The sequence below is a fragment of the Bacteroides sp. CAG:633 genome, assembly GCF_000435115.1.
GTDB lineage: Bacteria > Bacteroidota > Bacteroidia > Bacteroidales > Bacteroidaceae > Bacteroides > Bacteroides ndongoniae.
Map to the genome: position 1 here is coordinate 1 of NZ_FR883011.1, position 14381 is coordinate 14381.

The window sequence follows — 14381 nt, forward strand, 5'->3', positions numbered from 1 at the left end:
CCTATGGCTACTGTCCGTACGGCTTATGGCCGTTGCGGCGAAGAGTCTACCTTGCTGGTGGCCGCTTTGCGTTCGGTAGGCATACCGGCGCGTCAGGTCTATACGCCCCGTTGGGCGCACACCGACGACAATCATGCCTGGGTAGAGGCCTGGGCTGACGGCAAGTGGCACTTCCTGGGAGCCTGCGAGCCCGAGCCCGTACTCGACTTGGGATGGTTCAACGCCCCAGCCAGCCGGGGAATGCTGATGCACACCAAGGTGTTCGGACGCTACGAAGGCCCCGAAGAAGTAATGTCCGTGACCAATTGCTATACGGAAATCAATGTGATAGACAATTACGCCCCGACAGCCCGTGCCGTGGTGCAGGTGGTGGACGCCGGAGGCAAGCCTGTGCCCGATGCCATTGTCGAGTTCAAACTTTATAATTATGCCGAATTCTATACCGTAGCCCGCAAGCAGACCGATGCCGAAGGTAAGGCCTCGCTGACTGCCGGCAAGGGCGATATGCTGGTGTGGGCATCGAAAGGCGGAAAGACAGGCTTTGCCAAACTCTCTTTCGGCAAGGACAGCGAGCTGCAAGTGAAGCTCGATAAAGAGCCGGGTGCAGCCTTTTCCGTCGATCTGGACATCGTTCCTCCTGCCGAAAGCGCCAACCTGCCCGAAGTAACGCCCGAGCAACGGGCCGAGAACGATCGTCGTCTGGCACACGAAGACTCCATCCGCAATGCCTATACCGCCACCTTCATGACCGACGAGAAGGCGCGTGAGTTTGCCCGTCTGTACCGTTTGGACGAAGATGCCGCTGCCTGCATCTTAGTGGCTTCGCGTGGCAATCATGCCGTCATCACCAACTTCATGGCACGTCTGCGCTCCGACAAGTCGAAGGTAGGCGGTTTCGACCTGCTGCAACGCATCTCGGAGAAAGACCTGCGCGACGTCACCCTCGACGTATTGATCGACCATATGATGTCGCGCCTTTGCACCAATGCCGACCTTTACCGCCGCTATGTGCGCAATCCGCGTGTCAGCAACGAGGCACTGACGCCTTATAAAGCCTTCTTCAACCAGGTGGTTTCCGAGGAAGAGCGCGAAGCTTACGTGGCCGACCCGATGAAACTCGTCTCCTGGGTTTCGGAAAACATCCGTGTGGACAAGAACTGTAATCTGGGTGCTTCGCCCATATCTCCGGCCGGTGTATGGAAAGCCCGTCTGGCCGATCCGCACAGTCGCGACATCTTTTTCGTATCGATGGCACGCAGCATGGGTATCCCCGCACGCATTCACGAAGTGACGGGTAAGGTTCAATTGCTGAACGACAACGGAGCCATTGATGTAGATTTCGAGAAAACAACTTCGGAAGTAGAAGAAGGAAAGAGTGGTAAACTGGTGGCAACTTATACTCCTATTAAGTTGTTGGACAATCCTAAATATTATTCGCACTTCACTTTGTCGAAACTTACCCCCGAAGGCATGCTGCAGTTGCTGACCTACGAAGAAGGCAATGCCAACAATGCGGAAGGCACCACCTGGGCCGGCTTGCTGAAGAACGGTACTTCGCTGGATGCCGGCAGTTATGTGTTGGTCACCGGCACCCGTCTGGCCAGTGGCGCTGTCCTTGCGCGGATGGTTTCATTCAGCATCGAACCGGGACAGACAACCCGCATCGATCTTGTGATGCGCGAAAGTCAGGATGAAGTACAGGTGATAGGTAACTTCAACTCCGAATCGCTCTTTACCCGTTGGGATGGCAAGGCAACGGACGGACAGCAAAGCCTGTTGCAGGCTTGCGGACGCGGTTACTTCGTAGTGGGTGTATTAGGTGTCAACCAGGAACCTACGAATCATGCTTTGCGCGACATAGCTGCCTTGAAAGCCGACCTGGAGAAGTGGGGACGCAAGATGGTGTTGCTGTTCCCCGACGAGAAGCAGGCTTCCAAGTTCACGCCTTCTTCCTTCCCGGCTCTTCCTTCGACGGTGATCTATGGTATCGACACCGACGGCATAGCCGAACAGATAGCCGAGAACATGAAGCTGAGGCGGTCAGGTAATTTACCTGTCTTTATCATCGCCGATACGTTCAACCGTGTAGTCTTCGTCTCGCAGGGATATACCATCGGTCTTGGTGAGCAATTGATGAAGACCATAAAGGGTATTGAATAAGCTGGCAGTGACGGAAGGGATTATGGCTGTTGTGCCTGTGCTCCGAATGTGATTGTTGGAGTCTCTGTTACGAATAAAGCCGGCTCTCACGAATTAGGTATTTCGATGATTGACTGTCGAATTCCTAATCGGTGAGAGCCGGCCTTGTTTGTAACGGATGTATCTGTCTTCTTTCTATGAAGTTCGTTTTCCGCTACCGGCTTCGTAGTGTCAACGTCCCGTAGCCTGCAGATACTCGCGTTTCTTTACTTCATATTGTGCGTACGACTCCACATACTTGTCGCGGCTCTGTTGGTAGAGTGTCTGGGCTTCGAGCAGATCGCTCATTGTACAGGTGCCTGCCTGATAATAATCGGTTTGCAGACGAAGGTTTTCGGTAGCTTGTTCGATGGATTCCATGGCGATCTCCATTTGTTTATAAGCTTCATTCAGTCCGTTCCAGGTGTTAAGCATACGTATTTTTAGCAGTTCGCTTTGGTCGTACAGGGTATTTTCTGCATTTTTCAGTGCCAGTTTCTGCTTCTTTATGTCGTGCGAACCGCCCCACCATCCGCTAAGTGGGATATTGATGGTAGCAAATCCCATCCAGAAAGCATGATCTTTGTCCATCAGGTATTCGTACATGTATCCGCCTCCGATGGCAATGGTTGGCAGGTTCTTGCCGAGGGTCATCTTGTATTGCAGCCGGTTGGCATCGACATTCTTCTTCAACAGGTGATATTCGTTGGTGAGCAGTAGCGAAGCGTCGGGAGTACGATACAACTTCTCAGGACGTTCAGGTAACTGTCCGTCGAGGGGAAGAGAAACGTCGATGCTGTCGGCTGGATGGCCGATGTACTGTGCCAGCAGGCTGCGCGACACGGAAAGCGCATTCTCTACTGTAAGGTTGTTGCTACGTGTCTCGTTCATGCGGAGTTTCACTTGCAACAGATCGTTGCGGTTGGTCAGTCCGGCTGTTACGGAGTTTTCCACGTCTTTATGGATGGCTTTCAGCTGTTCGTCTACTACAGCCAGTGTCTTCAGTTTTTCTTTTAGCATGACTACCTGCCAGAAGTATTGTTCGGTAGTGAGTCTGACTTCGTTTTCCGACTGTCGGCGCTGCAGTTGGTTGACTTCCACGTTTACTTCGGCCAACCGGTTGCCGTTGACGATTTGTCCGCCAGTGAAGAGGGGAAGGGTAGCCGATACTCCTCCCACAACGCCATTCTTCAGCAGCATCATGCTCTGTCCGGGCGCCAGTTCCATTTCGGCAAGTCCTTTATCTGAAAGGAAGCCTCCTCCTGTGGCTCCTACTGTGGGGAAGTAATTGGTGAACGCTTTGCCCTTGTCGTGCCGGGCGGCCGAAAGATTATTGTCGGCATTCTTGATTTGTACGTTGTTATGGAGGGCTTCTTCGATGCACTCTTCCAGGGTGTAAACGTGTTGGGCATACAGGCTGTTGCCGGTCATAAAGGTCAGAGCTGCTGCCCATAGATATTTGTGAAATGAATGTTTCATACTGATGTTTTCTTGAATGTTTTTATTGTTGTTCTAACATGGCGGCTTTTGCCCTTTTTCTCGAACTTCCTCTGAATATCAGCAGATAAGCGGCCGGCAGTACCGTGAGCAGGAAGAGCATGGTGATCAGTGTGCCGTAGCAGATCACTGTTCCCATAGGCATCCAAAGTCCGCTTCCTCCCAGTATCATGGGGATTACTCCCATTGAGGCGGCAACCGATGTCAGGAAGATAGGACGCATACGGCGGCGGGCAGAGTGGTAGATGGAATCGCGGACGCAGAGACGTTCAGTCTTCCGTAGTTCTTCCGCATAGTCTATCATAATAATGCCGTTGCGGACAATGATTCCCATCAGGCTGACGATACCCAGTACACAGGTTACACTGAAATCCACTCCCTGTATCCAGATACCTGCTGCCGTACCGAATACGCAAAGCAGCATGCTACAGAAGATAAGGGCGGCAATGGATACTTTCTTGAAGTGGAATACCAGAATGAAGAAGATGACAACAGCGGCTACCATCAGGCCGGCCATTACGGGGGGCATCTTGTCTTCGTTGTCTTCTACATCGCCACCATATTTCAAAGATACACCCGGCGAAAGGTCAAAGTCTTTCAGGGCATTTTGTATCTGGCCGGTTTTTTCCATACCGTTTTCTCCCCGTTGCAGTTCGCTTTGTACGGTGATGGTATAGATGCCGTTTCGACGTACGATTTGTCCGTCTTCCCATGCGGGAACAACATCAGCCACTTGTCTCAAGGGTACTGTAGTAAGTCCGTTGCCGGCAGGAATCTGTTCGTTTCCGATAGCCGATAAGGTAGCGTTGTCGGCATTGTCTCCTTTTAGTACAATAGGAATGGAGTAGTCCCCTTCCCATACCTGGGCAAGTGGAATACCGCTGTTGTAGCGCATGGCCAGTGTTGATTCTACTGTCAGATTACTGATGCCCAGACGGGAGGCTTCATCTTCGTGCAACACGACGTTCAGGGCTGCCTGAGGTTCGTTTACATCACTTTGGATCAAGATCAGACCGGGTATCTTGTGGAGTTCTTCTTTGATTCGTTCGGCATCTTGTTTGACGGCTTGCCAGTTTTCTCCGCTCAATCTCAGTTCGATGGGGTAAGCGGCTTCGCTGTAGCTCAGCTGCTTGAAGCGTATGCGGGCATTGGGGAAATAATTCGAGTATTTCGGAGCATACTCATCAAGCAGTTCAACGGTTTCCTTGTTTCCGGTTGTATTGACGATGAACTGTGCGAAATTACTACCTGCTATCTGGGGCGCATAGCTGTTCTGGAAGCGGGGCGAAGCGCATCCCTTGAAGGAGGCTACGCTCACTACGCGTGAGTCTTGGCGTAAGATGTGCTCCAGACTGTCTGCTACTTCGGCGGTTTGTTCCACGCGTGTACCGTTGGGCAGGAATATTTCAACAGCAAACTGATTGCGGTCAGCAAAAGGCATCAGCTGTTGTGGCAGGTGTTGAAGCCAGACGGCACCCGCTACAATGGACAGGAGCCCGATGCCAAGGGTATATATCGGATGAGCCATGCAGACGTCGAGCAGCCGGTTGTAGTAACGTTGCAGCAGGTCGAGGAAGGAAAAGCTTTTTCCTCCGGCTTTCTGTTGCAGAGGTTTGCGGATGAACCAGAATTGCATGAAAGGGACCAGCATGGTGGCTACCAGTAATGAAACACCTAGTACAATGGTAATGGCCCAGGGGAAACTGAGCAGGAAGTCGTGTATCATTCCTGTGGTGGTAAGCAGGAATGGGAAGAAAGTAATACTGATGGCGAGTGTGGCCGAGAAGATGGACTTGAAAAAGTGCATCGTACTGCGGATGGAAGCATGCCAGCGCGAGCAACCTTCTCCGATCATTTCCAGATAACTGTCGATGATGACGATGGAGTTGTCCACAATCATTCCGAGGGTAACAATCAGTGCAGCCAGTGTAACTGTATTCAACTCGATGCCGAACGCTTGAAACAAACCAAGCGAAATAAATATGGTGATAGGGATGGTAGAGGCAGCTACCAGTGCGACACGCATAGGGAGCAGAATCATGACTACCAACACTACAGCCAGAATGGCTATCAGCAATTCGCGCAGGAAGTTGACAACACTGTCGCCCACCACTTGGCTTTGGTCGGTGATGCGAAACAGGCTGACGTCTTGTGGCAGTTCTTTCTGGAAGTTATCCAACACTGCATTGATGTCTTCACCCATTTTTACGATGTTCTGTCCTTTCTTCATTTCTACGGAGAGCAGGATGCACTTCTTTCCGTTGTTGGTGATGCTGCTTTCCATTTGCGGGTATTCCTTGACGACACGCGCCACGTCTTTCAGCCGGATGTTATTGCCTTGCGGATCGGTGTAGATGATCTGTTGCTGTACGTCGTAAAGGGTGTTCAGCGATTTGGCCACATAGATGGGGCATGTGTATCCTTCGGCGTTCACCCGTCCGCCTGTCGTGGCAAATCCTTTCTGCATCAGGGCAAGCGACAGTGTCTTTTCACCCAGTCCGTATTGCGAAAGGCGTTCGGGGTCGATGTAGATGGAGATCTGCTCTTTCCGCAGACCGCTTACGCTCATGCGTCCTACGCTGGGGATGCGCCGCAGTCGTTCTTGTAAAACGTCCATATATTCATCGAGTTCGCGATAGGTCTTTTCTTCACTTTCCATGGTGATGAGCAGGGCAGAGGTATCGCCGAAGTCATCCATCACTTGTACGGCCAGTACGTTGGAAGGCAGTTGCGACTTGAAGGTGGCAATGCCGTGTTTGAACTTGCTCCAGAATTCATCTTTATTGTTCAGATCATCATTCAACTCTACTTGTATGTAGACAATCCCATCCCGGCTTTTCGAGATAGTTTTTTCTTTTTTGACTTCCTTATAGCTGAAGATATAGTCTTCAAGCGGTTTGGTAACCTGTTCGACCATTTCTTCTGAAGTATTGCCGGGGGCTACTGCTACGACGATTCCCTGTCGGATGGTGAAATCGGGGAATTCATTTTTACGCATATTGGGCAGCGAATAGATACCGAATGCTATCAGGCAGCAGGTGGTCAGGATAATGATCTGCCTGTAGTGCATGGCCCATTCAACCATGGTACGTTTTTTCTTGGTGTTCATAATGTCTCGAACTTTATAGGGTTGTTAGAATACGATGGGAGTACCATTGCAGACTTTCTGTCTGCCTTCCACGATGATTTGGTCGTTGCTTTTTAGACCAGCAACTACGGTAACACCTGTCGGTGTGAATTCACCACAGCTGACGATTCGTTTCTCCGCTTTTCCGTTGTTGTTCAGCCAGACAAAAGACTGGTTGTTCTCGTCCAGCTGGACAATGTTGGCTGGGATGATGTATTGGGCAGTTGAATCTTTTTTCTGGAGAGCTACTTCTGCTACCATGCCTGGCATCAGACTTTTTCCGGCGTCTGTTACACGCATTTTGACGTCGTACGAGCGAGATAATGGATTGGCAACGACTCCTTTTTCGGTGACTGTGGTCTCGAATATCCGGTTGTTTAAAGCTGGTACGGATACTTCTGCTTTCTGCCCCAAAGTAATGTCTGATATTTCGGTTTCGGGGACAGAGATTTTAATCTTCAGTAGGCGGGTTGTGACCAGTTGTACTACAGGAATGCCTGGTGCTACGTTTTGTCCTACTTCGATGTTTTTTTCGGCAATTACACCACTGAAGGGGGCGTACAGTTTGCAGTCGTTCAGGCTTTTTCTGGCTATTTCTTCGGTGGCACGGGCTTGTTGCAGAGTGCTTTCTGCTTCTACCCATTTTATTTCGGGCAGGCTTCCCTTGTCATGCAGTTCTTTTAATCGTTTCCAGGCGTCTTCGGCTTGTTGCAGGGTGGCTTGGGCTGCATTGTAGCTGCTTTGTAGAGAAGTAGGGTTCAGTGAGGCTATGAGTTGTCCTTTTGTAACTTGTTCTCCCAGGCTGACATATACTTTGTCTACGGTGCCCATGACAGAGAAGCTGAGCGATGTTCCGTTTTCTGCTTCTACTGTTCCTGAATACTTTGACTCTTCGTTTCCCGAATAACTCGACACTTCCATGATCTTCACTTTTACAGGCTCTTTTTCTTCGACCTTGTTATTACTTTTGCATCCGGCTATACATACAGCCAGAAGCAACATTCCGCTGAATTTAATCATTTTCATTTTCTGATATTTCTTTTATTTTTCGGCGCAAAGGAATGAATGTTTGCCTGATTTCTGTTTATCTGCATTTTGGTAAAAGTGTTCTATTTTGGAAGTGTGCTGTGAAAAATGGAAATAGAGAACACTTTCTATATCTTTCGGACAAATACATATCGGGGGAAAAGCAGTTAATTTGCAAACAAAAAACAGATAAAGAGAAGATGAAAGGAAATTTGGATACCCCCGTGATGCAAAAGGCTACGATATACAATGACGGTGATTTGGCCTTTCTTGATGATCTGAGTGATTTGAAATTGGATTCAATGGTTCAAAATGAGATTTTTGTAATTGCATTGTGTCTTCAGGGCAAAGCTTCGTTGCATATCGATGGCGTTCCTTACGTGGCCTATCCGAATGATATTTTTATTTGTCCGCCCAATGTGATTATAAACGACTGCTTGCTTAGTGTTGATTTCAAGTGTTATTGTATTGGGATGACTCTTTCCTATATACAAGAAATAGTACCGATGGCCGATTGCAATTGGGATGTCCGGTTGTGGTTTCAAAATCATCCCCACGCTTCACTTTCGCCTCACGATGCGGAAGAATTCTGCCGTTATTACGAATTGCTATGCTACAAGGCTTCGCACAGTTATGTCAACCAAAAGAAGGTGATAGATGCCCTGATGCTGGCTTTTGTGTACGACATGCAAAATGTTATGGAAAAGATTGTCCGGATTAATCCACGGCCGTTTACGTCGGGCGAACAGCTGTTCAAAAACTTCATAGAATTGCTTTCTTCGTCTTATCCTAAAAACAGAAGAGTCGAGTTCTATGCTGACAGACTGCATGTTACTCCCAAGTATCTTTCATCTGTCTGTAAGAAAATTGGGAAAAAAACGGCTTCGCAATTCATCGATCAGGCTGTATTGAAAGACATCGAATACTTGATGAAGCATTCTTCGAAGAGCATCAAGGAAATTACTGCAGAACTAGACTTTCCCAGTTTGTCTTTTTTTGGTAAGTATGTAAAGAAACATTTGGGGCTTTCACCTAAAGCCTATCGCGAGCAGGCCATTTACGATACATTTCCTTTAACCGAGGATGAGCAAACTGTTTGATTTAATTCAGAGAGAAAAATGATACGTGGATAGTAGATTTTTTATTATTTTTGCTGGCGCATCGAGGTGACATTAGATGCAATGATCGATAAAAAGTCTATTAATCAGCGTATTAACAATTCGTATGTATACAGTTATCAAACGCATGGAGGTATCGGCTGCACACAGTCTGAGCCTTTCTTATCGTAGCAAATGCGAGAATTTGCATGGTCACAATTGGATTATCACAGTGTATTGCCGTTCGAAGGAGCTGAATGCCGACGGAATGGTAGTCGACTTCAGCCACATCAAGCAGGTGGTGAAAGAGAAACTCGATCACCGCAATCTGAACGAAGTACTTCCTTTTAATCCTACAGCCGAAAACATAGCCCGTTGGGTATGTGAGCAGATACCCACCTGTTTTAAAGTTGAAGTGCAGGAGTCTGAGTCAAACATGGCTGTCTATGAGAAAGATTAATGAGATATTCTATAGCCTGCAAGGCGAAGGATTTCACACGGGTACGCCTGCGGTATTTGTACGTTTTTCGGGCTGCAACCTGAAGTGCTCTTTTTGCGATACGCAGCACGAAAGCGGAGTGATGATGTCCGATGACGATATCGTGGCCGAAGTCTGCCGATATCCTTCTACGATGGTGATTTTGACGGGTGGCGAACCTTCGCTGTGGATCGACGAGGCGTTTGTCGACCGTTTGCACGAGGCAGGAAAATACGTCTGCATCGAAACCAACGGTACCCGTCCTCTTCCAGCGAACATCGACTGGGTGACCTGTTCGCCCAAGCAGGGTGGAGAGTTGAGGCTGACGCGTATGGACGAAGTAAAGGTGGTGTACGAAGGGCAGGATTTGGCCTGTTACGAGCAGCTGCCTGCCAGACATTTCTTCCTCCAGCCTTGTTCGTGTCTGAACACAGCCGAGACGGTGGCTTGCGTCCTGGAGCATCCGCGTTGGAGGCTTAGCTTGCAGACGCATAAGCTGATCAATATTCAATAAAATGATTAATAATACATTATAATCTGATGAACCCATGAAGGTAGGTTTGTTTATTCCATGTTATATCAACGCCATCTATCCGCAAGTGGGAGTGGCGTCTTACAAACTGCTGAAAAGCCTGGGGGTGGATGTCGATTATCCGCTCGACCAGACTTGTTGCGGCCAGCCGATGGCCAATGCGGGCTTTGAAGGCGAAGCCTCGAAACTGGCCGGTCGATTCGAGGACTTGTTCAAGGCTTACGACTACATTGTAGGCCCCTCGGCCAGTTGTGTGGCCTTTGTGAAACTGAATTATCCCAGCATATTGAAGCACGAAGGACATCAGTGTCAAAGTGCAGGGAAGATATACGACTTGTGCGAGTTCGTACACGATGTACTGAAGCCTACGTCGCTGAAAGCCAGCTTCCCCCACAAGGTGAGCATTCACAACAGCTGCCACGGCGTGCGCGAGTTGAACCTCTCGTCGCCCAGCGAGCGCAACATTCCTTATTACAACAAACTCCGCGACCTGCTGTCGATGGTGCAGGGGATCGAAGTCTTCGAACCCGCCCATCCCGACGAGTGCTGCGGCTTCGGAGGCATGTTTGCCGTCGAAGAGCAGGCGGTGTCCGTCTGCATGGCGCAAGACAAAATCAGGCATCACATGGAGACGGGAGCCGAATACATCACCGGCGCCGACAGCTCATGCCTGATGCACATGCAGGGTGTCATCGACCGTGAGCACCTGCCCGTGAAAACCATTCATATTGTCGAAATATTAGCTTCACAACTATGAGTACCAAGCATTCAAGAGCCGCCGAGAAGTTCCTTCAGAATAAGGACATGGTGGCATGGCACAACGAAACCCTCTGGATGGTGCGTGCCAAACGAGATAAGATAAGCCGTGAGCTGCCCGAATGGGAGGACTTGCGCGAGAAGGCCTGTCAGCTGAAACTATACTCCAACAGCCACCTGGACGAGTTGTTGGTAGAGTTTGAAAAGAATGCAACAGCCAACGGCGCCATTGTGCATTGGGCTAAAGATGCCGAAGAATATCGTCAGATCATCTACGACCTGCTCAGCAGCCACGGTGTGAAGCGCTTTGTAAAGAGTAAGTCCATGCTTTCCGAAGAGTGCGAACTCGATCCCTTCCTGATATCGAAAGGTATCGATACTGTAGAGACCGACTTGGGCGAGCGCATTCTGCAACTGATGCATCTGCCGCCCAGTCATGTAGTGTTGCCCGCTATTCACATCAAGCGGCAGCAGGTGGGCGAGCTCTTCGAAAAAGAGATGGGAGCCGAAAAAGGCAACTATGATCCTACTTATCTGACGCACGTAGCCCGCAAGAATCTGCGTAATATCTTTCTGAATGCGGATGCAGCCATGACAGGAGCTAACTTCGCAGTAGCCTCGACGGGCGATGTGGTGGTGTGCACCAACGAAGGCAATGCCGACATGGGCATGTCCTGCCCTAAGCTGAACATATCGGCTTTCGGACTCGAAAAGATTGTGCCCGACATGGATGCGTTGGGTGTTTTTACTCGCTTGCTGGCACGTTCGGGCACCGGACAACCCAGCACTACCTATACTTCACATTTCCGCTCGCCGCGTCAGGGTGGTGAGTATCACATTATCATCGTAGATAACGGACGTACAGAGATGTTGGCCAATGCCGACCACATCCGCCTGCTGAACTGCATCCGATGCGGAGCGTGTATGAATACCTGCCCTGTCTACCGGCGGAGTGGGGGATATTCGTACACCTACTTCATCCCCGGTCCCATCGGCATCAATCTGGGCATGGCTCACGACCCGCAGAAGTATTACGACAACCTGTCGGCTTGTTCGCTTTGCTTGTCTTGCTCCAACGTTTGCCCGGCCAAGGTTGACCTGGGCGAGCAGATATACAAATGGCGTCAGGGTTTGAAAGCCATCGGCAAGGCCAGCACCGAGAAACAATATATGTCGGAAGGTATGGAATTCCTGATGGAGCGTCCGCACCTGTTTAATGCTGCTTTGTGGGCAGCTCCGATGGTGAATGCCTTGCCTCGGTTTATGAAGTACAACGGACTGAACGACTGGGGAAAGGGACGTGAATTGCCCAAGTTTGCTTCCGAGTCGTTCAACGAAATGTGGAAGAAGAATAAAGTTCAAGGAAAGGAGGAGAAATAACCATGAGCAGCCGTGATGAAATTTTAAACAAGATACGCCTCAACACCCGCCAGCGTTTCGATTATCCCCAGTGGGCGGTGAAGGCAACGACTTATGCAGACAAGATCAGTCAGTTTTGCGATGTCAGCCGTCAGGTGGGAGGCAATGCCGTTTTGTGGCAAGAGGGCGACACCCTCGACTCGCTGATTCGTACTTACTTCCCCGAGGCGCGGAGCATTGCTTCGAACCTGCCCGAAGTAACATGTGCTACGCTCAATCCTGACGATTTGGAGCGTGCGCAGGAGCTGAACGGCATTGATCTGGCTGTTGTTCCGGGGGAGATAGGAGTGGCCGAAAACGGCGCTGTGTGGATACCTCAGGCCGTGAAGCATAAGCTGCTCTATTTCATAGCCGAGGCCTTGCTCATCGTTGTCGACCGCAACCGCCTTGTCAACAACATGCACGAAGCCTATGCTGCTCTGAAGTCGGAGGCTTATCCTTATGGGGTCTTCATCTCGGGTCCTTCGAAGACGGCCGACATCGAGCAGGCATTGGTGATGGGGGCCCACGGAGCCCGCAAGGTGCTGGTGGTGCTGAAGTAATGCTGCACACACACAAGGGGGCTTAGAAGTAAGAAAACGAGAACGGAAACAGAAAGAAAAACTATTTCAGCGTCTTGTACGACAGGATGTGGCAGCTGATGCCCGCGGCCAATGCCAGCAGCAACAGCTTCAGCCATACTTGCGGAAGCAGAAAGACTACGCAGTAGAGGATGGTGAGCCACGTCAGGCCTACGGAGACGATTTTGGCATGAAGCGGTATGGCTTTATGTTCGCGGAAGTTGCGGATGTAAGGGCCCAGCCGCTTTTGTCGTAGCAGCCAGTCGTACAGGCGTGGCGAGCCGCGGAAGTAGAGGGCTGCCGTCAGCAGCAGAAAGGGGGTGGTGGGCAGTATCGGCAGGAAGATGCCGGCTACGCCCAGTGCAAGCGACAGGCTTCCGAGGATGATGTAGAGGGTCTTCATGGTGCGCAAAGATAATGTATTGGCAGTGATTGGAGGAGTGCTGTCGAGAATTTTTTTATGTTTGCCGATTTTTCATTGATTAAAGTCTGCTCTGTTTCGCTTGTCATGATTGGATAATAGATGTTCTTTTATACTATAGATTGACATATTTTCACTTCCTTTTAGTTTTAATTTGTAAGTTCGTTTAATGCTTAACAATTATACGAGAATATGTATATGAGAAAAAAAACAGAATTACCATTGTCTATGGGGGAAAAGGACTTCTTTCAATTGGTCGCTGAACGTATTAAAAACTTTAGCAGGAAGGGAAAATATAAAACAGCGGCTAATTATCGTTGTGCATTGAAGCAATTTATGGCTTTTCGTCAGGGATTGCCTATCTCTATTATGGATATTTCAACTTGTATTATGAAGGATTTTCAGGATTTCTTGGTTCAGAAAGGGTTGAAAATGAATACCATTTCATTGTATATGCGTATGTTGCGTGCTGCTTATAACTATGCTTGGGATGATGATTTTATCGAAAACGAGAGACGTCCGTTTCGTAAGGTTTTTACAGGGCAGGAAAAAACGCGAAAACGAGCTTTGTCGCAGAAAGTTGTTAGGCAGATTGTTAATATTCATTTGAACGATCCGGCATTGGAGTTTGTACGTGATCTTTTTCTGTTTAGTATTTATATGCAGGGAATGCCGTTCGTTGACATGGCTTATTTGAAGAAATGTCAGTTACAGAATGGATACATTGTTTATCGACGTCGGAAAACCAATCAAACATTAAAGGTGAAAATAGTTCCTTTAGCTCAGAAAATAATAGATCGGTACGAAACAAAGGGAGGAGAATTTTCTTATTTGTTTCCAATTCTTTCTGACGGTCATAGAGATACTCCTATAGTATATGCCAGTGCTTTGCGGCTTTACAACAAACGTCTTGAACGTATATCCAAGCTTATAAATTTGAATGAGCCTTTGACTTCTTATGTTAGTCGTCATACGTGGGCTTCGTTGGCCAGGGCATGTGGCATTAGCGATACTATAATTAGCGAGGCCATGGGGCATACCAATATAGAAACAACGACTATTTATCTTGCAGCATTGGATACCGACATCATTGCTACGGCTAACGAAAAGCTCATTAAGTCACTGATGCGATAGTATATATGGTGTTTTTTATTTTCTAACAAAGTTGGGGCATTTCATGCAAAAGAAGTAATTTTGCAGAGGAAATGCACTTCTTCCTCTTTGTAAGAGGAAGAATTACATAGAAGGGTCATCTTGTTTTCGGCTGCAAAATTAGAAATAATATGAAGA

The 14381-nt window shown here is 48.8% G+C and carries 12 protein-coding genes; 8 read left to right on the plus strand and 4 right to left on the minus strand.

The window, feature by feature from the left end; genetic code table 11:
• On the plus strand, positions 1 to 2160 hold a 2160-nt coding region (locus QVP67_RS03125), incomplete at its 5' end, for a transglutaminase domain-containing protein (protein ID WP_288179844.1).
• Between the two features lie 210 nt (positions 2161 to 2370).
• Here QVP67_RS03125 and QVP67_RS03130 read toward each other — a convergent pair.
• From QVP67_RS03130 to QVP67_RS03140, 3 genes are read right to left on the minus strand one after another with little or no spacing between them, the layout of a single operon-like run.
• Entirely contained in the window at positions 2371 to 3657 is a 1287-nt protein-coding gene (locus QVP67_RS03130; RefSeq protein ID WP_022162104.1) for a TolC family protein, read from the minus strand.
• A 22-nt stretch (positions 3658 to 3679) separates the two neighbouring features.
• Positions 3680 to 6784 carry an efflux RND transporter permease subunit gene (locus tag QVP67_RS03135; protein WP_022162105.1) on the minus strand — a complete coding sequence of 1035 codons (3105 nt, stop codon included), beginning with the start codon at positions 6782 to 6784 and terminating at the stop codon, positions 3680 to 3682.
• Between the two features lie 24 nt (positions 6785 to 6808).
• Positions 6809 to 7828, minus strand: a complete 1020-nt coding sequence (locus QVP67_RS03140; protein WP_022162106.1) for an efflux RND transporter periplasmic adaptor subunit — start codon at positions 7826 to 7828, stop codon at positions 6809 to 6811.
• A 200-nt stretch (positions 7829 to 8028) separates the two neighbouring features.
• Between QVP67_RS03140 and QVP67_RS03145 the strand changes: the two genes are divergently transcribed.
• The 6 genes from QVP67_RS03145 to QVP67_RS03170 all read left to right on the plus strand — a co-directional run bounded on the left by QVP67_RS03145 (position 8029) and on the right by QVP67_RS03170 (position 12652).
• Positions 8029 to 8928, plus strand: coding sequence for an AraC family transcriptional regulator (locus QVP67_RS03145; protein ID WP_022162107.1), 900 nt, complete (start codon positions 8029 to 8031; stop codon positions 8926 to 8928).
• Positions 8929 to 9052: 124 nt separating this feature from the next.
• On the plus strand, positions 9053 to 9385 hold the full coding sequence (queD, locus tag QVP67_RS03150) for a 6-carboxytetrahydropterin synthase QueD (RefSeq protein ID WP_022162108.1): 333 nt from the start codon (positions 9053 to 9055) through the stop codon (positions 9383 to 9385).
• A complete protein-coding gene (locus tag QVP67_RS03155) occupies positions 9372 to 9917 on the plus strand; it encodes a 7-carboxy-7-deazaguanine synthase QueE (protein WP_022162109.1) in 546 nt (181 codons plus the stop codon). Before queD ends, QVP67_RS03155 begins: the two co-directional genes overlap by 14 nt.
• Positions 9918 to 9951: 34 nt before the next feature.
• Positions 9952 to 10692, plus strand: coding sequence for a (Fe-S)-binding protein (locus QVP67_RS03160; RefSeq protein WP_022162110.1), 741 nt, complete (start codon positions 9952 to 9954; stop codon positions 10690 to 10692).
• Positions 10689 to 12071, plus strand: coding sequence for a lactate utilization protein B (locus QVP67_RS03165; protein WP_022162111.1), 1383 nt, complete (start codon positions 10689 to 10691; stop codon positions 12069 to 12071). Before QVP67_RS03160 ends, QVP67_RS03165 begins: the two co-directional genes overlap by 4 nt.
• A gap of 2 nt (positions 12072 to 12073) precedes the next feature.
• Positions 12074 to 12652 (plus strand): LutC/YkgG family protein, encoded by a 579-nt coding sequence (locus QVP67_RS03170; RefSeq protein ID WP_022162112.1) that lies wholly within the window; start codon positions 12074 to 12076, stop codon positions 12650 to 12652.
• Positions 12653 to 12713: 61 nt separating this feature from the next.
• Here the strand turns inward: QVP67_RS03170 and QVP67_RS03175 are convergent, their stop codons facing one another.
• A complete protein-coding gene (locus QVP67_RS03175) occupies positions 12714 to 13073 on the minus strand; it encodes a YbaN family protein (protein ID WP_022162113.1) in 360 nt (119 codons plus the stop codon).
• Between the two features lie 216 nt (positions 13074 to 13289).
• Here QVP67_RS03175 and QVP67_RS03180 point away from each other — a divergent pair, with 216 nt between their 5' ends.
• Positions 13290 to 14225, plus strand: a complete 936-nt coding sequence (locus QVP67_RS03180; protein WP_288179845.1) for a tyrosine-type recombinase/integrase — start codon at positions 13290 to 13292, stop codon at positions 14223 to 14225.
• The last annotated feature ends 156 nt before the right edge of the window (positions 14226 to 14381 follow it).